We start from the raw sequence: 22697 nt of genomic DNA, 5'->3' as shown, positions 1-22697 counted from the left end.
AAGCTATCAGATATTGAAGCCGTTGATGATAAAATAGGCATATTAGATGTAAGAGTTGTAACAGAAAAAGGAATTCACATAAATGTAGAAATTCAGCTTATAAATAGATATAACATGATAAATAGAACTCTCTTCTATTGGTCTAGACTATATTCAAGCCAGATAAAAAGAGGAGAAAATTATAAAGATCTTAATAAAACTATAACAATAAATATACTTAATTTTAATTATATTGATAGTAATAAATATCACACAACATACCATTTGTATGAAGATGATGAGAAGATAATGTTATCAGATATATTGGAGATACATTTTGTAGAATTACCCAAATTTTTAGATGAACAACCAAAACTAAATAACAGCTTAAATAAATGGCTTGCATTTTTAACTAAACCTGAAAAAGAAGTAATGGAGGTGGTGGAAATGGGAGAACCTGCAATAAAAAAAGCTATAACTGTCTTAGATATGCTAAGTAGAGACCCTGAAACTGTAAGACTTGCAGAACTTAGAATGAAAAAGATACTGGACGAAAAGAGTATGATAGAAGGTGCAAAGGATGAAAGAAATAAAGAAATCGCTAAAAATGCTTTGCGCAAGGGTGCAGATATTTCTTTTGTAATGGAGATAACAGGACTGAGTGAAGATGAAGTAAGAAAACTAAAAAGTGAAATATTTTAATAAAATCATAACAATTAGTAAAAGGCTGCTCCAAAGCGATTAGTTTGGAGCAGCCTTTTTGCCATGTACTTTATATATTAAATTTTATAAATAAATGTCTTAATTATAGTATGATTTAACAATTGATATCAATTATCATGAAGTATTAGTTGAAAACTAATGTTATTGTTGATAAGATTTTAATGTAATAATTGTGAAAAGGAGGATAGTTTAGATAATAATTCAAATTATTGTAGGGGGATTTTATGAAAAAAATTAAGGTGGGTTTGAGAAGCTTTATTGCTTTACTTTTGGTCACGATTTTTACTGCTATTTCTGTATCAGAAACAGTTTTAGCGGTTGAAGCTAGTGATTTAATTGATTTAAAGCTTAGTTATGAAGCAAAAAATATATATGTAGGAGATAAGATTGAATTAACTACGTATGGGATATACAAAGAAAATACTATACCATTAAAAGAAAATGTTACATATGAATCAAGTGATAATAATGTTTTCTCAATAAAGGATGAAAAATTAGTAGCCTTAAACACAGGTATGGCTACTTTAACAGCATATTATAAAGACAAAAAAGTTAGTCAGCTTATAGTTGTCAAAGACTTAAAGGCTATGGAAGATAAGCTAAAGGCTGGAGACATAAATGTCAAGTTGAACTGGAAAAGAGAAGCTAATAGTATAAAACTACAATGGGATAAAGTAGAATCCATGAACTCATTTACTATTTCCAAAAGAGTAGTAGGTGAAGAACAGTATAAAGTAATTGTAGACAAAGCTGAAGGTAATGAGTTTATAGATAATGACGTGGTTAGAGATAAGGAATATGAATATCAAGTGGCGCTTCTGGATAAAAATAATGCTAAGTATCCTATGAATGACTTTAAGGTGCCAATATACCACGAAGAAAAAAATCAAGAAATTAAACAAGAGGATAAGAAACAAACTGCAACAACAAATGAAAATCCAGTAGTGATTAATAAAAATAATACAAATACAAATGTAAATAATACAAAAGTAGAAGAAAATAGTACTAAACCTAATACAGTCCAGCTTAGCGAAGAAGAGTATCAAAAATTGTTACAACAGTTAAAAGATCAGCAGGCAAAAGCTGAGCAAGAAGAAAAGGATAAATCCTTTCAACTTGTTTCGGAGGATTTATATGGTTTAGAGGATTTAATAGTAGTAAATAAGGATAATACTGAGGTTATAAATAAGGAATTAACTTTAAGATACTACTTTGACAACAGTATTAAGATAGATGAAAGTAAACTAACTATATATTCAATGAATGATAAAGGTTTGCTTACAGAACTTGAAGGGGTTAAGTTAGATGCTACAAATAAAAAGATAACCTTTTTTGTTAAAGAAGCAGGCATCTATATGATAAAGGAGAGAGTTCCTCAGCAAGAGATAATAACTTATGAAGATCCAAAAGATAATGGTACAAAAGACTCACAAGGAGACAGTAATTCTTCTAAAGGATCAGAAACAAAAATTGGAGAAAATGCAAACAAAGATACAAACAATGTAGGGAAAGCTGATCCTCAAAAAGATAATTCAACTAATCAGCAGCAGCAACAGATATCTAACAACGGCGATTCAAAAGGTACTAACGCTGGAGGACAAGCTACAAATAATACATCAAGCACAGGGAGCGATAATAAAAATAAAAGTGAAGCTGTTAATGAGGTTAACAATACTGAGGTTAGTAAAGAATCAGCAGCCTCAGGTAGTAACACTGCAACTAATGCATCAAAGCAAGAAGAAAGTAAAGCCACTAATGTCACGACTAAAGTAAATATAACTGATGCGTTTATTGAAAGTACAATAGATACAGAAATTAAAATAGACAAGGAATATCTAGAGAAACATAACAATAATGTAACTTTTAAATATGTTATAGATAAAGCTAGTAAAATAAATCCAGATAACTTAGCTGTATATACCTTGAGTGAAAGCAAGGTTTTGCAAGCAATAGGAAAAGAACTGAAATTAGATAAAGATAAAACTTTATTAAATATAACTTTAGAAAAAGAAGGAACATATTTAATTAAGGATAAGACCTTGGTTAGCTCAAATACTGAAATAAGTAAGGGCAATGAGCAGCAAATAAACGATAGTAATAAGGATACAAATAAACCCCCAGAAAATAAGCCTATAGAAAATAATAATGCTACACCAGCTTCACCAAAAGATGCGGGCACAGAACCAAAAACAGATAATGGTACAGTTAGTGAAGGTGGTTCAAAAGAAAATACAAACGACAGCATTAATAATGAACAAAATACTTCAAATCAAGGACAACCTGTAAAAGAAGAAAATAAGAATTTAACTTCAAATGAAGGTAAATTTAACCTTGCTGTGGCTGGGATACTTAGTGAAGTAAGTGCAATAGAAAAAGAAAAAGTCAATGATTATATTAACAGTATACCAAAGGAGAACGGTATCTGGATTCCAGAAAAAGATAGACAATTTGTTGTTAACATAATTAACTTTATAGCTAATAAAAAGTATTATGTTAACGAAAAAGGATTTTTAAAGGCAGTTGAGCAAGGAAGTATTGATTCAACTAAGTCAGAAATCTATTCTAAATTAATAGACCAACTTATAAGCGGTACTAAAAGAATTATATTAAGTAAAGATAGAGGCTTTGTTTATTATGATGAAAAAGATAACTTGATAAAGAAAAGTCAGTTTAATGAAGAAGAAAGTTATAGCTTAGAAACTGAAGGTAATAAGTTAATTATCTTAAATTCTAAGATTTTTGAAGAATTAGAAAATGGTAAGTTAAGCAATGAATTGGCTTTAAAGCTTTTAAACCAATTAGATGAAAAATCAAAGAAAAGTAATTCAGATATAATAAAGGAATTAGAAAGTAAAGCAGTTAAGCCAAAGATAAAGGTTGTAACAAAGGTAGCTTTATATGCATCAATAGGTACTCCTGTATCAGTACAAATGGCTCAGGGAAATGCTGTCTACACAGGACCAGATACTGTTAACTATGCTAATATAGGTAGCGTAGATACTAATGAATGGGTCACTGGAATGGGAGCAGAAAAAGGATGGCTTTACATTGAGTACAGTACAGCTAACGGTCCTAAAAGAGGATTTGTTCCACTTACCAGTGTAAGAGATTACGAGAACGTATTTCAAAGGACAGGAACACTAACCTATACTGGATATAGCGATGGTTTATCTAGTGATACAACAGTATATTCAGGTCCTGGAACAAACTATGTTTCTATTGGAAGCATATATAAAGGTGAAGGAATAACAGTATTTAATAAAACTCAAAACGGCTATGTGTATGTAGAATATAGTAGTAGTTCAGGTACTAAGAGAGGATTTGTACCAGCAAGCCTTCTTTTAGGAAGAAAAAGAGGAACTTTAGCGTCAGCTCTGCAAAATACGACAACATATTCAGGGCCTGGTACCGAGGGAGCTTATGTTTCAATAGGGTCAGTGAATTATAATGAGTTTGTAATACTATTGGAATGGAATGATAACTGGCATTATGTAGAGTATAACACAACATCAGGAAGGAAACGTGGATATACAAACAGAAATAATATCGGATATATCGCTAATTTATCAGATGCTGGCTATATAAAAGATGTGCAATATGTAGGCATATCAAATGCAGCTCAGACTACCTATACTGGGCCGTATTCGACTTATGCAGCTATGGGAAGTATAGGTAACCAAGAGAGAGTGGGGGTACTTGTACCTAATGATGCAGGATATGCATATGTAGAGTATGGAACTTCAAGTGGACTTAAAAGAGGATATGTACCAGCAAATACTATCACTCAAGCGCCTACAATAGTTTTACCAACAATATCGGAACAAGGGGTTCAAGAAATTGAGTATGGTAAAAGTGGTAAAGGAAGATCGCTTAAGGCCTATAAGATAGGCAGTGGGAAAAATGTGTTAGTTGGAGTATTTGCAATTCATGGCTTTGAAGATGCATGGGGAGCAGACGGTGAAGAATTAGTAAAAATGGCAGCAAAGCTTATATCTAACGTTTCTGGTTATTCAAATAGTAATGGTGGGCTAAATGGATGGTCTGTATATATAATACCTTGCGCAAATCCTGATGGAGTTATAGATGGTATAACTAATAATGGTCCTGGAAGGACTACTGTGAAGGATAGAATAGATTTAAATAGATCTTTTCCAACGGGTTTTACAGTACTTACTAATGCTAGAAATTATACTGGAAATACCAGCTTAATAGCGCCTGAAGCAAGTGGTTTGTATAGCTTGGTGTCTGGTCTTAAGACTGGTGATAACTCAATGATTGTAGTGGATGTACATGGATGGGAGAATACAACTATTGGAAATAGCGAAATTGGCGGCTATTTTGATAGAGAATTTGGGTTTGGCCACAAAGGACCATTATATGGAGATGGATATTTCTCGTCCTGGGCACAATCAATAGGAGCTAAAGCTACTTTGGTAGAGTTACCTATGCCAAGTAACAGTCAGGATGTTGTTAATAGAGGATATGCTCAAAAAGTATCCAATGCTTTTTTAAATATATTAAAAAACAATAAGACGAATGATACTATAAGTGGACCTATATGTTATAAGGCACATGTTGAGAATATAGGTTGGCAAAATTACGTAACAGAAGGGCAAATTGCTGGAACAACAGGGCAAGGACTTAGAATAGAAGCGATAAATATCAATAAAGGAAGTTTACTTCAAGGTGCTAGAATAAAATATCAAGTACATGTACAAAACATTGGGTGGATGGATTATGTATATGATGGTGCTGATGCTGGAACCACTGGACGTAGCTTAAGAATAGAAGCTATGAGAATGCAATTGGAAGGTGCACCAGAAGGCTATCATATAGAATATCAAGCTCATGTTCAAGATATTGGATGGATGAATCCAGTAAGAGATGGAGAGATTGCAGGTACTACAGGACAGGGAAAAAGAATAGAAGCTTTTAAAGTAAATATTGTGAAAAACTTACCATCTAGGATGAATATTGATGCACCAACAGAAGGACAAGCTATAAACAATAATTTAAATGTGTATGGATGGTCCTTAAATCAAAGTGGGGTAAAACAGGTAAAAGTATATATTGATGGTAATTTTGTTGGTAATGCAGGTATAGGTTTGACAAGGACAGATGTAAAAAATGTATTTCCGCAATATGATAATTCAGATAAGAGTGGTTTTGGTTATATGCTGAATATAAATACATTATCAGTAGGAAATCACAATGTAAGAATAGAATCAATAGGAAATGACGGCGTTGCAATAAGTCAAAGTAGAAACTTCAGTGTATCAAAATTACCAGCAATCGTGCAGATTGACAATATACCTAATAATAGCACTTTTAATGATGACTTCACTGTATCTGGCTGGGCATTAAATTCTTCAGGAGTAAAATCGGTAAGTATACTTGTAGATGGAAGCTTTAAAGGATATGCTTTAACGGGGATATCAAGACCAGATATAAAAGGTAATTATCCAAACTATCCAAATGCAGATACCAGTGGTTTTGAGTATACTGTAGGGATATGGGAGCTATCAAACGGAGCACATACAGTTACTGCAGTTGTTACAGGTAATGACGGTAGTACAGCACAGCATGCAGTAGGCTTTACAGTTAGTAAGAGTAATTCAGGAAGTATTGATATGCAACTATCAATATTAAAAAGTTTCATTGGTGGAGTAATGGATGCAATATCAGAAAATTTACTAGGTATATGTAAAATGATAAGTAGTCCAATACAGACATTAGGTTCGCTTGCATTTTTAACTAAAGCTGTGCTTTTTGAATCATCAGAAAGGCATCAGTTATTGGAGTTAGTAGAAAAAGAATTAGAAGACATATCAAATCAGTTTACTAGTGGTGATGCTAATGTAAAAGCTAGAATAGTAGGGCGAGCAGTAGGGGAAATAGCAATATTTTTTATAGGAACAAAAGGTTTAGATTTAGCATTGCCGTTATTGAAAAGAGCTGTAGGAGCTACCAAAATTGGCGAAGTAGTTATTAAAGAGGGAGAAAAAGCAACGACAATTATTGAGGGAGCGGCTGAAGCTATACCAAAGTTTATTTCAAGAGTTATTGACCCAATAATAGATTCAAAAATATTTAACAGGGTAAAAGATATTAGGAATAATTTACTCACGAGCGCATATAAAGGATCTGGTAATTTTGGATATGCTGAAACAAATATTACTGGGTTGAGTAGAAATGAGTTTTTTGCACATAGCTCTATAAATAAGAGTTCTTTTACGGGCGAATTACCTAATAGAGTACCTGACATATCTTTAGAACCGGATAACCCAGTTTTCGATGCTTTAAAAGTTAGTCCTGACAATGTAACAGTTGATGGCCCGGATGCATACCTAAGAATTTGGGATTCAGAATATAAAATACTGAACGATGTTGCTAATCGGTTAGGTAATAATATAAATGCATCAGGTACAATAAAACTATTTACAGAAAGAGAACCTTGTTCTAGCTGTTCTAGGGTAATAAATAAGTTTATGGAGAAGTATCCCAATATTAAAGTTGATGTTATTCACAATGCAGGTCAAATTTTACGTTAAGGGAGGATATTAATTTGAAAAACTATGAGTATCAAGAATTGATTGACATTGTAAAAGAGGTGTTCGGTAACTATAGAAACGATGCAGCTCAAATTGGAGAGAATAGTATGCAAGCATTATCACGGTTTTTCGTTGATTTTGATTGTGTAATAAATGAGGGTGAGGGCGAAGCAGCTACCATATGCGCTACTCTAAGCATTGAACTAGATAAGATTCAACAAAAAAACATTTCTAAGCAACATTTTGAAAAGATTATGAATATCCTAGATAGATATGATATTTCCAACATTATGGGAGCTATTAACGATGATGAAATTGAATTACTTAGTAAACGGGTTAATGATGCAATTGAGATATTGAGTAAAATGGAGGTTACATCATAAATTAGAGGGACTAAAAGAGAATGTTGAGACTTGCTTAGATAAAAGACTAAGATATAGAGATAACAATTATATTAAAGCTATTTCATATTGTTGTGTAATTTTCGAAAGTGATTTTGAATATGGGGAAACAGAAAAGAATGTTTTGCTATTACTTAATTGAAATAGTTGCAAAAAATGAAATAAAACTCGCTACCAAAAGACATATAGTTAAAAAATGTAATGAAAGTTAGAATATTATTTAAAAAAGTAGGAGTATATACTGCATAATTGTAATAATGCAGTGAAAAGATGAAATGAATCAGCTGAATTTAAGTAGGCTGGTTCATTATTTTTTAGAAATAATATATATGATAAATACAGCATTCAAAAGAACTATATTAAAAAGCAACGATAACACACAAGAAAACAGAGGTTTAGAAGAATGTGAATAAGCATGGCATTGAATTTTAAAAGTGCTGAGTAAAGGCTAAAGATACTGAGTTAATAGAAATTGATAGGTGATTAAAATATTGTCAGCAGTACCCAAGATATAAGCATACGATAGAGGATTTCCTGAATAATTGGAATAGGCACCTTTAGGAGGTAGTAAGAAAATTATCTATAACTAAAAGCTTTTTTGCAGGAATTTGGGATGCAGTAACAAATAATATACAAGGGGTATGGGAGCTTATAACTAATTTAAATCAAATACCAGGTCTTGTAACCTTTGCAATAAATGCTGCAGATGAGGGAACAGAAGAAAATAGATTAATAAAAGAAATGGTAATAAGCGAATTAATAGACTTAACGATTAAGTACGCTACTGGAGATGCTAATGTAAGAGCAAGGATGTATGGAAGAGCAGTTGGAGAGTTGATAATTGCGTTAGCAGGACCAAAAGGAATAACAGGAGTATTAAATGTATTAAAAGATCTTACAAAAGTGATGAAGCTTGGCGATGTGATAAATGGAATAAGTAAAGGAGCTAAGGCTGCCGAGGTCGTTGCTTTAATTGATAGGATTGCTGAAACTGTTTCTAAGATAAAAAATATACTTAAAACTAACGTACAAGATATAATCATTTATGTAAAACAGATAAGTAAGTTTGATAATTATTATGAAGTTGTTACTCCTGATGGGCAAGTTTTCAAAATAATGAAAGATGAAATACCTGTTGAAAACATAAGTAAGATTAATAATATTTCAGAAGGCGCATTAAAAGGGCTTGGTAAAATTGCAGGTAATTCATATGAAGTAACCTCAAGTGGAATTAATAAAATTAAATCACATCTTGCATCGTTGGATCCTGATCCAGCGAATGATTTAATGATTAAAAGATTGGAAAGTGCTCTGGAAAATGGACAAAAACTTGAAGGTGCAGATGCAAGTTTCTACTTACATGAATTGAAGGAAGCAGATTTGATGGCAGGTGGTATGGGGTATAATGCAGCTCATGAAGCAGCACTTGAGTATTATGGTGTATCAAGATTTAGCGTTTATCATCCTGATGTGATAAAAGCATTGTCATCAGAATTTAATGATTTTTGGAAAAAATTTTGGGGGTTGATTTAGTGATAGTATCAATGAAATTAAAAAATTATAAAAAATGTAGATTATGGGTTAATGAAAGAGATGAATTGCTAGTTACAAAGGCTGAAAGTATAGAAAATAAAGATATTCCTTCATGTGCGAAAAAGCCAATAGATATAAAACAAATAGCATTGGAACTTTCACTACCAAAAAATCACAGTAATTATGCTTTAATTGGATTTGAGTATAACCCGAGTAATACTAATCAAAGTACTACCAATATAGCTGTTTTTATAAACAATGAACAGCTATATTATCAGAGTGAAACTTTATCTGATTCACATGATAAAGTATTAATAGGTATTTCAGAAGAGTATGGGCAAAGTATTCTAAAAAGTGCTGTTGAAACCTTAAATGACATTGGTGGGTTTCCATCTGGGGAGATAAACTTTAATGTAGGTGCTCATGCTGAATGTGGCTCAAGTAATGCTATATTTTCTCAAGCAACAAGAATGATTTTAAAACTATCTCAGCTTGATTTGATAAATATGACAGAACTTGAAATACAAAATAAAATTGAGTCAATGTTATAATAATGTCTGTTGGAGTTTTCTGTTGACAAGATAGGAAATATCCTAGGAGTAGGAAATCTAAAAAATCAATGAATTTAGAAAAGATGAAAACGAACCTTGAATCTTGTTCCTTGACCATGAAAGGGCAATAACAGAAGAAGACTTAACAGACGAAGAATTAGAAGAGAAGTCTTTAGTTGAATGGTTAGAGGATAATTTTTATTATGTAAGTAGTTCTTTTGATGAACTGATTAATTCCGTACATCCTTTAGAGTAACTACTGAATAGATAACAGTAAAAAGAAAAAAACTCAAAGTACATTTTAGTAATGGTAAGAGTAGATATCTTAATTGATAAAAGATATCTGCTCTTTTTCAATATTAATCAATTTGAAGTAGGCTGGATTGAAGTGTATTTAGATGGAAACTTCGTAAAAAAATACAGATATAGGTTTAACAAGAATAGATGTAAAAAATGTATTTCCGCAATATGATAATTCAGATAAGAGTGGTTTTGGCTATATGCTGAATATAAATACACTATCATTAGGAAATCACAATGTAAGAATAGAATCAATAGGAAATGACGGCGTTGCAATAAGTCAAAGTAGAAACTTCAGTGTATCAAAATTACCAGCAATCGTGCAGATTGACAATATACCTAATAATAGCACTTTTAATGATGACTTCACTGTATCTGGCTGGGCATTAAATTCTTCAGGAGCAAAATCGGTAAGTATACTTGTAGATGGAAGCTTTAAAGGATATGCTTTAACGGGTATATCAAGACCAGATATAAAAGGTAATTATCCAAATTATCCAAGTGCAGATGCCAGTGGTTTTGATTATACTGTAGGGATATGGGAGCTATCAAATGGAGCGCATACAGTTACTGCAGTTGTTACAGGTAATGACGGTAGTACAGCGCAGCATGCAGTAGATTTTACAGTTAATAAGAGTAATACTGGAAGCATTGATATGCAAATATCGATAACTAAAAGTTTTTGTGCAGGATTTGTGGATGCAATAGCAGAAAATTTCCTAGGTTTATATAAAATGATAAGTAGCCCAATACAGACACTTGTGACTTTAGACTTCTTGGTAAAGGCTGCAAAGGATATAAGTTCACCAGAAGGACAACAGTTAATTAAGATAGTGGGAAGCGAACTTGAGGATATAGCAAATCAGTTTAAAAATGGTGATGCTAATGTAAGGGCTAGGTTAGTAGGTCGAGCAGTAGGTGAAATATTTATATTCTTCATTGGACCAAAAGGAATAACTAAAACATTAGATATATTGGGTAATTATGCTAAATATAATAAGTTAGGTGAATTGGTTATTAGCAAATCTGGACAAGCGGCAGCTATTATTGAGGGGGCGGCTGAAGCTATCACAAAAATTACAAGCTTAGTTAAGACAAAGATTGATGATGTGATATACTATGTTAAGAAGGTAACTAAGTTTGATAACTATTATGAAGTCGTTACGCCTGATGGTTCAATATTTAGAATTGCAAAGGAAGAAATCCCTACATCAAATATCGCAAAGATTGACAATATAGCATCTACTACAGCAAAGGCAGAGACTGTTTGGGATTCAATAAAAGCTACACAACCTCTTTATGAAGGAACAGAAATTCCAAGGTCATTTGAAATGAACCTTGGCGACAAGACGGTTTGGGTACACGGAAATGCTACAGAGCATATGTATGAGGATGTTGCGAAAGTGATGGCTATGCCAGGAACAGATCCTAAACTTTATTCGCAATTTTTGCTTACTGATTTGCAGGGGACATTAAAGCAAGCAACACAAAACGGAGTAATATATGACCAGATAATGAATGTAGGTAAATGGGAACTAAAATTCTCACCACCAAGAGAAGCGGGGCAATTACCAGCCCTTATACACTCTGTGTTTAAGGGTTGGGGAGCATAAAACAAAGCGAGGAAGGCGATAAATTTGTTAAATGTAGTCAAAATGAATAGTACTATAGCTGAAAAAATAGAGATAGACCCATATGTGCCTGTAAAAATTCGCTGGGGACAGTGGAACTTAGTTAAAGAGCCAACTATCTACTGGAGGACAGGTGACTTCAAAAATTCATTAATTGAAATTGGTATTGCTTCAAAGTCTGGTGTCATACGTTCATTTACAATAGTACACTCGAAGGACATTTTCTTAGATAGTACACATATTGAATTTACTAAGTCGTATGTGGAAGGTACCCCTATGTTTGACTTAAGCAATTGGCCTGAGAGTGGAAGACTGGATGAAAGTGGGATAGTTGAGATACACTACAATGAAGGCGAATTGACTGTTATCTTGTCAAAAAACACCGTAACAACAAAAATTGTTTCGGGAAGGATATATTTTGGTTTGGATACTAACTCAAATGTTTGCGCTATAGGTATTTGTGAGTTTAGTGATATGGAAAAAGTCCAGATTTCGGATACTCTTAAGTATATGAAGGATCAAAACAAAGTTTAACAAAGGAACGAGATTGTGTGTTAGTGACTGCATAAGAATGTTTTACTGAATACAAAAGTCTACACACAAAGGGCTAAGGGGTATGATTGTTTACTCCACAATGTTTGCAGAGAAGTAAGCAAGACAGAACTCACCACATAATATTAATAATGCAGTAAGAGAAGCACTAAATGAACTAGCTGAAAAATAAGTAGGCTAGTTCATTGTTTTTTATAATGATAAAATGGTGGTAGATGTTGAGAACAGTAGACTCTACCACTAAAATATAATAAGACAAACTCTGCCCCAAGGGGGCGGCTGAAGCTGTTAGTAAGATTAAGTCTGGAGCTAGCGACATAATTAATAGCTTAAAGAGAATTGTTAAAGGTAATGGTTATTATGAATTTACAACTTCAGATGATATAATATTTAGGATGGCTGACGATGAAATACCTGTTGCTACAAGAAGTGTTATACAAAAGGCAGCTGATATATTTAGTAAATTCACAGTTGAAGAGATTAGCAATCTAAAGAATTACGTTATTAAAGAATGTCAAGCATTAAAGGATATGGGGTTAACTAATGACCAATTAGGACCAGCAATAGCAGGGGTGTATAATAAACGTACAGGAAAGTTTTACTCTGCAATTAATGATATGGATGGAAAGATACCAAGAGAATTAGCTCCGATTATTGATGCAAGAATCAAAAATATGCCACAAGATGTCTATGATTCTTACATACAGTATACCAAGGGTGCAGGTTCTCATGCTGAAGTATATGCAGTTAATAAAGCTTTGTTAGATAATCCGAATGCGTTAATAGATGACTTACTAGTATATGTTAATAGAACTTTAGGGGTAACAAAACCTGTGACAGAAATACCTTTTTATACTTGTCCTCATTGTGAATATATATTAGATGGATTTAATATACTTTCAAATTTACAATAAGAAAAGAGGTTATACTATGGAAAACATTAGTATTAAATCAGAAGATGAAATTTTAAAAGAAGGTACGGAGTTTGCTGGAGATGTTTGCTATTCAGGCAAGTATGGGCAGCAAGTATATAATCGACCTATGGAAGAAGGCGGAGAACCAATAACAGGATTAGTTTATGAAAAATATAGTAATGGTCATATAGTGTACTACTGCTACTATGAGAATGGTTTTAAGAATGGAGAGTATGTTGGATTTTATGAATCGTCGAAAGTTTCGAGATTTTGTATAATGAGAGATGGACAAATTTTAGGAAAGAATATTGAATGGTATGAAAATGGAAGTGTTAAATCCATTGAATATTGTAAGCATGGTGTTGTTATTTCTTTTGAAAAGTGGGATGAAAAAGGAAATTTAATTAATAAAAAAACAGAAGCTAATGATTCAGAGAAAAAATTATTAGAAAAATTTGAATCAATGTATGGGGCAAGATAAAATAGCAAAAATGGTGGAAAGAGAGATGTTTAGAAACATAAAAGATGAGGCAGAGGCAATAAATATTCAAAACAAGCTGAATAAATTAATTGTAATAAACAATAATTTTGATTTCAAAGGTTTAAAAAGAGTAGCAGGTGTGGACTTAGCATATTGGAAAGTATCAGATATAGAATATGCAGTATGTTGTATTGTTGTAATTGATTCTAGTACTGAAGAAGTACTAGAAAAAGTATATACTGTATCAAGTGTAAGCTTTCCATATATTCCAGGATGTCTTGCATTCAGAGAACTTCCTTTAGTGATAGAAACAGTTAGCAAGCTGAAGGCTGAGCCTGATTTATACATTTTTGATGGCAATGGCTACTTACATCCAAGACACATGGGAATTGCTACACATGCATCTATATATTTAAATAAGCCGACATTAGGGGTTGCGAAGAGCTATTATAAGATTCAAGATGTTGATTTTACAATGCCTGAAAATCATAAGGGTGCTTACACAGATATAATTATAAATAATGATATTTATGGACGTGCGATAAGGACTCATAAGGATGTAAAACCTATATTTTTATCAGTAGGAAACTATATTGATTTAGAAACAGCAACAGAAATAGTAAATAGACTTGTAAGCACAGAAAGTCATATTCCTATACCTACGAGATTAGCAGATATAGAAACGCATAGAATTAGAACTATGTATAAAAATGTGGGGACTAGTTCGGCAAATAATCAAGGATAAAAAAACGTTAGAAAGGATAGCTCAGGATGAGATAGAACTTCTTACCACATAATTACAATAATGTAGTGAACAGCAACTAAAATAAGAGCTAAATATATACTATAATTATGATAAGAGTCAATGTTTCTAATGAAAGCATTGGCTCTTTTTTAGTGTATCAAGATTACCATCAATTACTCAGATTGACAGCATGCCTTATAATAACACTTATAATGATGACTTCAAAGTATCCGGCTGGGCACTAAATTCATCAGGAGTAAAATCAGTAAGTATACTTGTAGATGGAAACATTAAGGGATATGCGCTAACAGGTTTATCAAGACCTGATAAAAAAGGTAGTTATCCAAACTATCCAAATGCAGATACCAGTGGGTTTGATTATACTTTAGGGATATGGGAACTATCAAACGGAGCGCATACAGTTACTGCAATTGCCACAGGTAATGACGGTAGTACAGCGCGGCATGCAGTAGATTTTACAGTTAATAAGAGTAATACTGGAAGCATTGATATGCAAATATCGATAACTAAAAGTTTTTGTGCAGGATTTGTGGATGCAATAGCAGAAAATTTCCTAGGTTTATATAAAATGATAAGTAGCCCAATACAGACACTTGTGACTTTAGACTTCTTGGTAAAGGCTGCAAAGGATATAAGTTCACCAGAAGGACAACAGTTAATTAAGATAGTGGGAAGCGAACTTGAGGATATAGCAAATCAGTTTAAAAATGGTGATGCTAATGTAAGGGCTAGGTTAGTAGGTCGAGCAGTAGGTGAAATATTTATATTCTTTATTGGACCAAAAGGAATAACAAAAACATTAGAGATATTGGGTAATTATGCTAAATATAATAAGTTAGGTGAATTAGTTATTAGCAAGGCTGGAGGAGCTGCAGCGATTATTGAGGGGGCGGCTGAAGCTGTTTCCAAGTTAAAGTTTACTTTGAAGTATTCTATTAATGAATTATCATTCCAAATAAAGAAGGTTGTTTCAATAGGAGATAATCCTGTAGTTGTATTAGATGGAGGATTCAAGTATGCTATAAATACAGCAGAAGATGTACCTGAACTCTTTAGACCACAATTTAAAGAGGTAATAGAAAACATATGGAAATATTCAGGTAAAACTGCGGATGAAATAATAGCAGCAGGGAAGCAGATTATACCAAGTAAAGGATATAATACATTTAAAGAATTAAAAGATACTTTAGGGTTGCCTGGAGATGAAAGCCAATGGCATCATATTGTTGAGCAATCTCAGATAAAAGATACTAGAGCTGGATTTGCAACAACTGATGTCAATAACTTAAATAATATTGTATCATTACCTTCAGGTTCAGGTAGTATACATGCACAAGTTAGTGGATATTATTCTTCTATACAGGATTTTACAAGTGGATTAACAGTACGTGACTGGTTAGCTACAAAAAGTTTTGATGAGCAGTTCAAATTTGGAGTTGAATATTTACAAAGGTTTGGCAATCTTATACCAACGTCAAAAGGATGGGTATTCAATCCGTTTTAGGAGGTAGAATTAAAATATGGATGGAATTCAACAGATTATTCAAGATTTTATTGAGGCTTCAATAAAACAAGAAGAAGCAACATTAGCTGGAAAGCATAAAGTGATGAATAAAAGATATTCTGAGATAAAGGATTTAACGGCTAAATTGAGGGAACTAGGAGACAATTCATTAGAGGTATTAATACCACTTTTGTCTCATGAGAATAGCTACGTTCGTTACAATGCCTCATTTGCAATAATTCCCATCAATCCAGAAAAAGCTAAAGAGGTTATAAAAGAAATATCACAGCAAAAGTCAAGTATCGGATTTACAGCTATGATGGTACTTAGGGAATTGGAAAATGGGAACCTAAAATTGATGCATAAATTTGATATATTTGGCTGAATAAAAGAATGAATCAGTAGTAAAAAGTGCTAGTTTATGAATTTTTTAGATTAGCATATAGCAATATAGTTTAAAACTAGATTCATAATATTAATAATGCAGTGAGAAAGAGACAAAATGGACTAGCCGAAAAATAAGTAGGCTAGTTCATTGTTTTTTATAATAATAAAATAGTGGTAGATGTTGAAAACAGTAGACTCTGCCACTATAAGATAATAAGACAGACTCTGCCCCAAGGGGGCTGCTGAAGCTGTTGAAGCTTGTGCTGACACTTGGATATTTGCTAAAGATACGCCTAAACATATATTCTTTGGAGAAATTAATGAGTATGGTGCAGCTACTGGTTGGCATTATGCTAGTGATGCATCAATAAAGTCTGGAAATGAAATAATTTCAGTAATTAAAGAAGCAGATGAATATGGTACAATAATGGGTAAGGTAAAAATACAAGGAATACTGAAAGAAGGGTATTCATCTCTATTTAGTACTAAATATACACCAAGAGAAGTTGCGAACATGATTGAAGAAGCGCATATAGGTAGATTTAAAAGATTCACAGATGCAAATGGAGGCTTAACTAATAGATGGTGGGGAAAAGCAGACAATGGTATGACTATTGAAATGTATTTAGATGCAGGTGGAAAAGTCATAACAGCTTATCCTGTACACAGTTCACTTATTCAATGATAAGCAAACAAAATCATTTTGTATTAAGGAGGGACTATTATAAATATTAATGAGGTAAACATTAAAAATATAATTAAGGATTATTTAAATATCGGCATATATTTTATCAGCGAAAAAAATCTAACTAATGCTGAAATAAAGCAAATCAGACTTGGATATCTATGTTTAGGAAGAGATTTGAAGGTTATTATTAATATCGAAAGAGCATCTGAAACTGTTATACTCGCCGCATTTTACGAAAATATATGCAAGAACATAGATTTAGACGATTCCGCTGTAGATGAATTATTTGTTAAGGTAAGTACAATTATTAACAGAATAAAATGTTCAATAGAGAAATATTTGAAGCCTAATGATAAAATAATAATAGGGTTACCTATAATTAAAGATTTTGGAAAGTATAATGAATTATTAGCTTATGATAATATTATAAAAATTAAATCAAAAGTTAAAGAAGCATATATTGAAGCTCTTATTGCTAATAAAGATTATCCTAATTATGTACACAAGCTGCTAACATATGGGAGGTCAGGCTTATATTTGGCTGAATTGTTGCAAGAATTACAAATAGCAGAATATAAACGAAATTTTAGTGGATATGAGATTGAGTTTATAGATGATAAAGTTATGGACAGTAATGAATTTGTAGATAGGATTACATTTAGTCTATCACAGTTAGGGTTCATATGTGTATCAACACCAACAAGCTTAATTCACAGACTATGGACAGAAGAATAATTAGTAATAAATTTTAAATCATGTGAAGCTATAACTAAAAAACTAAATATATAGTATACTGATTATAAGAGTCAATGCTTCTAATTAAGAAGTATTGACTTATTTTACTTATACAGTAAGAAGTTTCTTGCAGGAGTATGACAAATAGGAGATTTAACTATATGAGCTTGCAAATAGCAGCAAAAATTATTATATACTCCATAGAACAAATCAAATAGTTCAGTGAATCTAATAAGTGTTCTACTAATTAAAGGAAGGAATGATTAGTGTTGCTGAATTCATCTAGGCTTAATAAAGCCTTAGAAATAACTGATGATGTAAGGCTTGCGAAAAAAGGCATAGTACATTTAAAACTGTGTGAATGAATTTGCTTAGAGTCAAAGTGGACAATTTTTGCAATGTTAATAGCAAGAATAGCATATTTTAAAATTTAAGTTTCATTTATAATTAAAATAAATGAGACATACTTTTTATAAATTAAGAGGTGGATACAAATGATTATTGATAAATTAGATAATGGAATGTACTATTATGGACTTGGAAAAAGGATGAAAAAAGCGTTTGAGTATTTAAGAAGTACTGATTTAGATCAGCTGCAAGTAGGAAAATATCAGATCGAGAATGATGAGATATATGCTATGGTTTCTGAGTATGATACTAAGTCAGTGGAAGATGCACTATGGGAAGCACATAAGAACTATATAGATATTCAGTATATGGTTAAAGGTTCAGAAAAGATGGGTTATACAAATGTAGAAAATATACAAACCACTGTTGAGTATAATGCCGAAAAAGATATTTTATTTGGTACGGCAAAGGGTGATTTTGTAACTGTGGAACAGGGAATGTTTGTTGTATTTACGCCACAGGATGGACATATGCCTTCTATATGTCTTGAAAAGTCAGAAAAAGTGAGAAAAGTGGTTGTTAAGGTTCTTGCTGAGTAGAAAAAGTATAGATTAACAAGGATTTTGAAGAGAATTAATACAAATAAGATGAGAGTAAAAAGACACCAAGGATTATGGTGTCTTTTTACATTGTGATATGCTATTTGTTAAAATAACATATAATATTGCTACATAAATAGAAGTATAGTATACTCTGTATAAATGAAAATATTTGATGACTATTAATATAAGAATAAAATTAGCCAATGATTTTAGGAGGAAATGCAATGCTTTATATTGAAGAAGACTCTAGTCAAGAATTCCAAGATAAACTGAAATATCTAAAACTCCTATCTAATAACTATCCAACTATAGCTGATGCTTGTACGGAAATAATAAACCTACAAGCTATTTTAAATCTTCCCAAAGGAACTGAACATTTTCTATCAGATATCCATGGAGAATATGAACCTTTTATTCATGTATTAAATAATGCTTCTGGAGTTATAAAACGTAAGGTTGATGATATTTTCCGAAATATACTGAGCCAAAAGGAAAGAAAAAGTCTTGCAACCTTAATATATTATCCAGAGCAAAAAATAGAACTGGAGCTAAAAGGTCAACACAATATTGAAGATTGGTATAAGATAACCTTATATAGGATTATTGATATGTGCAGATATGCATCTTCAAAATATACCCGTTCGAAGGTAAGAAAAGCTCTTCCAGCAGATTTTGCATACATAATTGAAGAGCTTCTCCATGAGCAGCCTGACAGACTTGATAAGGAAAAATACTATGAAGAAATAGTAAAAACCATAATTAGAGTTGGACGAGCTAAAGAGTTTATAGTAGCTCTATCAAAGCTCATTCAAAGACTGGTAATTGATAGGCTTCATATTATAGGAGACATATTTGATAGAGGTCCAGGACCGGATATCATAATGGATACACTTATAGATTATCATTCTATTGATATTCAGTGGGGAAATCACGATATAGTTTGGATGGGGGCAGCAGCAGGTAGTGAAGCATGTATTTCAACAGTTCTTAGAACCAGTGCTAGATATGGCAATCTAAGTACTATAGAAGATAGCTATGGAATAAACCTACTGCCACTTGCAACCTTTGCAATTGAGTTCTATAAAGATGATGATTGCGAAATCTTTAAACCTAAATTTGAAAATGATAGAGCTTGTAGTGAAAAGGATGCTGAGCTTATAGCTAAGATGCATAAAGCCATAACAGTAATGCAGTTTAAGTTAGAAGGTGAAGTAATTAAAAGACGGCCATACTTTGGTATGGAGGATAGATTGCTATTAGATAAAATAAATTATGAGGAAGGCACAATAGATTTAGAGGGGAAAATATATAAATTAAAAGACTGCCATTTTCCAACTATAAATCCTAGTAATCCTTATGAATTGATTCCAGAAGAAATAGAGCTTATAGAGAAGCTGAAATCATCATTTTTAAATAGTGAAAAACTTCAAAAACATGTTAGGTTTCTTTTTGCAAAGGGAAGTATGTATTTAAAATATAATTGTAATTTGCTATTTCATGGATGTATTCCACTAAGTGAAGATGGATGTTTTAGAAAAGTTAGTATAGGAGCTTCAGGCAAAAAATACAGTGGTAAAGCTTATTTAGATAGGTTAGAGATTTTAGTTAGAGAAGGGTATTTTTATAAGAATAATCCTGAAGCTAAACTCTATGGTATGGATATAATCTGGTATCTATGGAATGGTGTGGATTCACCGCTTTTTGGAAAGGATAAAATGACTACCTTTGAAAGATATTTTATAGAGGATAAAGAAACTCATATTGAGAAGAAAAATTACTATTTTGAGCTAGAAGACGACGAAAAAGCTTGCAATATGATTTTTAAGGAATTTGGGTTAGATCCAAGGGTAGCTCATATAATTAATGGACATGTACCTGTCAAAATAAAAAAAGGCGAGAGTCCAATAAAGGCAAATGGAAAGCTTCTTGTTATAGATGGAGGCTTCTCAAAAGCTTATCAACCAGAAACAGGGATAGCAGGATATACTTTAATATATAATTCCTATGGACTCTTACTTGTATCTCATGAACCATTTGAATCAACCCAAAAGGCTATTGAAGAAGAAAAAGATATCTTATCAACCACTATAGTTCTAGAACAAGAGGTTGATAGAAAGAGGGTTGGAGATACGGATATTGGAGAGGAACTGAAGATTCAGATTCAGGACTTAGAGTGGCTTCTTGATGCTTATAGGAAGGGTATCATAAAAGAGCAAAGATAGAAAATATGCATTTTGTTTGGGGAGTCGTGTTATAATGGATCAAATTAATGTTGGAACGAAAGTGATAGAAGCTGAAAGGCTAAAATTAAGACCATTTATTATAGAAGATGCTCATGATATGTTTAAGAATTGGATAAATGATGAAGAAGTTCAATCAAATTATGGTGAGCCTGTATATGAAAATATTAGTTCTGTGAAAGAACTTCTGGAAACATGGATTTCGTCATACGGTAATAATGAGTTTTATAGATGGGCGATTGTTTTAAAGGAGAATAATGAAAACATTGGGCAAATTGCTTTTTGTAGCATAAATGTAGAGCATAATTATGCTGATATAGAGTATTGCATAAGTAGAAATTATCAAGGTAAAGGATATGCAGCAGAAGCACTGTCCGAGGTTATTAAGTTTACCTTTGAGAAAACTGGTTTAAATAGATTGGAAGCATTTCATAGAGGCAAGAATCAAGCCTCAGCTCAAGTACTTCAAAAATCAAAAATGAAGTACGAAGGTACTTCAAGGCAGGCCTTTTATTATAAAGACACAAATGAATATGATGATAGAATTCACTATGGAATCATAAGAGATGATTACTTTTAAAGATAGCTATTTAGATGCATATATAGTAATTTAATTTATATTTTTAAAGCCTCTGATAGAAGTCTAAAGAATTTTGTAAATAGGATTGGTTTAGAGTTTTCCATCCGTATGAATTAACATTAAAATCATGATTTAACTAGGTTAAATATAAATAAAGGTGCATAATTAACTTCACAGTTAACTATGCACCTTTACTATGTGGGTATCTATCTAAATAATGTGGGTTATTATTAGAATAGAGTGAGTAAATATTTGGCATTTGTGGATAACTTTTGAGTTTATACTTTATATTAAACTATGCATAGCTCATCAAAACATCGGAGGAGCGACACCTAAATTTCAACACAGTACCTAAACATAACTATTGGTAGTACTATACCCCAGAGTAAGCGGAGAAGCCTCCATCTATTGGCATAACTATACCATTTACAAAGCTTGAAGCATCTTCATTTACTAAGAATAGAAGTGCACCTATAAGCTCTTCAGCTTCTCCAAATCTACCCATTGGAGTGCTGTTTAGTATCTTGTGGGAACGTTCAGTGTAGCTTCCATCAGGATTCTTAAGTAATGCTTCATTTTGTTTAGTTACAAAGAAGCCTGGTGCTATAGCGTTTACTCTTATGCCAACCTTTGAGAAATGAACTGCAAGCCATTGAGTAAAGTTTGATATAGCAGCTTTTGCACCTGAGTATGCAGGAATTTTTGTAAGTGGAGTAAAGGCATTCATTGATGAAATGTTTATAATGCTACAGCCTTTTCTTCCTATCATGTCTTTCGCAAATTCTTGAGTTGGAAGAAGTGTTCCAAGGAAGTTTAGATCAAATACAAATCTTACTCCGTTTTCATCAAGATCAAAGAAAGTCATAAGGTCTTCGTTACCTTCTTTCAAATCTTCTTCATATAAATATTCTTTTGTTGTTGTACCCTTTGGATTATTTCCCCCAGCACCATTTATAAGAATGTCGCAAGGACCGAATTTTTCTAGTACAACTTCGTGAGCTTTTTTAAGACTAGCTTTATTAAGTACGTTAGCTTCAACGCCTATTGCTATTTTTCCATTTGAAACAACTTCAGCAGCTTTCTTTTCTGCGTTTTCTAGGCTTAAATCAAGTATTGCAATCTTTGCACCGCATTCAGCAAGGGCATCAGTCCAAGAGCTTCCAAGAACTCCAGCTCCACCAGTTATTACTACAACTTTGTCTTTTAAATCTATATTAAAAGGTAATTTCAT

General features: G+C 32.4%; 18 protein-coding genes. 17 read left to right on the top strand and 1 reads right to left on the bottom strand.

Features of this window, described 5'->3' with window-relative positions:
* Positions 1–12: 12 nt before the first annotated feature.
* From J3477_RS13260 to J3477_RS13180, 17 genes are all read left to right on the top strand, one after another.
* Entirely contained in the window at positions 13–681 is a 669-nt protein-coding gene (locus tag J3477_RS13260) for an Rpn family recombination-promoting nuclease/putative transposase (RefSeq protein WP_228731288.1), read from the top strand.
* Positions 682–926: 245 nt separating this feature from the next.
* A complete protein-coding gene (locus J3477_RS13255; RefSeq protein ID WP_206870420.1) occupies positions 927–7253 on the top strand; it encodes a deaminase domain-containing protein in 6327 nt (2108 codons plus the stop codon).
* 14 nt (positions 7254–7267) lie between these two features.
* Complete coding sequence (locus J3477_RS13250) at positions 7268–7636, top strand: Imm3 family immunity protein (protein ID WP_206870419.1); 369 nt, start codon at positions 7268–7270, stop codon at positions 7634–7636.
* Positions 7637–8395: 759 nt separating this feature from the next.
* The gene (locus J3477_RS13245) at positions 8396–9187 is read left to right on the top strand and encodes a hypothetical protein (RefSeq protein ID WP_206870418.1); all 792 of its coding nucleotides are present in this window, start codon (positions 8396–8398) and stop codon (positions 9185–9187) included.
* A complete protein-coding gene (locus J3477_RS13240) occupies positions 9187–9738 on the top strand; it encodes a hypothetical protein (protein ID WP_206870417.1) in 552 nt (183 codons plus the stop codon). Before J3477_RS13245 ends, J3477_RS13240 begins: the two co-directional genes overlap by 1 nt.
* Before the next feature lie 500 nt (positions 9739–10238).
* On the top strand, positions 10239–11651 hold the full coding sequence (locus J3477_RS13235) for an Ig-like domain-containing protein (RefSeq protein ID WP_206870416.1): 1413 nt from the start codon (positions 10239–10241) through the stop codon (positions 11649–11651).
* Between the two features lie 24 nt (positions 11652–11675).
* A complete protein-coding gene (locus J3477_RS13230) occupies positions 11676–12203 on the top strand; it encodes a hypothetical protein (protein WP_206870415.1) in 528 nt (175 codons plus the stop codon).
* Between the two features lie 413 nt (positions 12204–12616).
* Positions 12617–13135, top strand: coding sequence for a YwqJ-related putative deaminase (locus tag J3477_RS13225; protein WP_206870414.1), 519 nt, complete (start codon positions 12617–12619; stop codon positions 13133–13135).
* 16 nt (positions 13136–13151) lie between these two features.
* Positions 13152–13616, top strand: coding sequence for a toxin-antitoxin system YwqK family antitoxin (locus tag J3477_RS13220; RefSeq protein ID WP_206870413.1), 465 nt, complete (start codon positions 13152–13154; stop codon positions 13614–13616).
* A gap of 25 nt (positions 13617–13641) precedes the next feature.
* Entirely contained in the window at positions 13642–14361 is a 720-nt protein-coding gene (locus tag J3477_RS13215) for an endonuclease V (RefSeq protein ID WP_228731274.1), read from the top strand.
* Between the two features lie 190 nt (positions 14362–14551).
* A complete protein-coding gene (locus J3477_RS13210) occupies positions 14552–15886 on the top strand; it encodes an Ig-like domain-containing protein (protein ID WP_206870412.1) in 1335 nt (444 codons plus the stop codon).
* 16 nt (positions 15887–15902) lie between these two features.
* Complete coding sequence (locus J3477_RS13205) at positions 15903–16271, top strand: DUF2019 domain-containing protein (protein ID WP_206870411.1); 369 nt, start codon at positions 15903–15905, stop codon at positions 16269–16271.
* A gap of 276 nt (positions 16272–16547) precedes the next feature.
* Positions 16548–16958 carry an EndoU domain-containing protein gene (locus J3477_RS13200; protein ID WP_206870746.1) on the top strand — a complete coding sequence of 137 codons (411 nt, stop codon included), beginning with the start codon at positions 16548–16550 and terminating at the stop codon, positions 16956–16958.
* A 177-nt stretch (positions 16959–17135) separates the two neighbouring features.
* Positions 17136–17696, top strand: coding sequence for a hypothetical protein (locus J3477_RS13195; protein WP_206870410.1), 561 nt, complete (start codon positions 17136–17138; stop codon positions 17694–17696).
* A gap of 494 nt (positions 17697–18190) precedes the next feature.
* A complete protein-coding gene (locus J3477_RS13190; RefSeq protein WP_206870409.1) occupies positions 18191–18643 on the top strand; it encodes a NanQ anomerase/TabA/YiaL family protein in 453 nt (150 codons plus the stop codon).
* A gap of 227 nt (positions 18644–18870) precedes the next feature.
* Positions 18871–20868 carry a fructose-1,6-bisphosphatase gene (locus J3477_RS13185; protein ID WP_206870408.1) on the top strand — a complete coding sequence of 666 codons (1998 nt, stop codon included), beginning with the start codon at positions 18871–18873 and terminating at the stop codon, positions 20866–20868.
* 34 nt (positions 20869–20902) lie between these two features.
* Positions 20903–21466 carry a GNAT family N-acetyltransferase gene (locus tag J3477_RS13180; protein ID WP_206870407.1) on the top strand — a complete coding sequence of 188 codons (564 nt, stop codon included), beginning with the start codon at positions 20903–20905 and terminating at the stop codon, positions 21464–21466.
* Between the two features lie 373 nt (positions 21467–21839).
* On the opposite strand, the gene J3477_RS13175 is transcribed toward J3477_RS13180, so the two are convergent.
* Positions 21840–22697, bottom strand: coding sequence for an SDR family oxidoreductase (locus tag J3477_RS13175; RefSeq protein WP_206870406.1), 858 nt, complete (start codon positions 22695–22697; stop codon positions 21840–21842).

This window comes from Clostridium zeae (assembly GCF_017312485.1).
Classification (GTDB): domain Bacteria; phylum Bacillota; class Clostridia; order Clostridiales; family Clostridiaceae; genus Clostridium_AR; species Clostridium_AR zeae.
The sequence above is the reverse complement of the archived record's forward strand: the minus strand, read 5'-3'. Positions and strand labels throughout refer to the sequence as shown.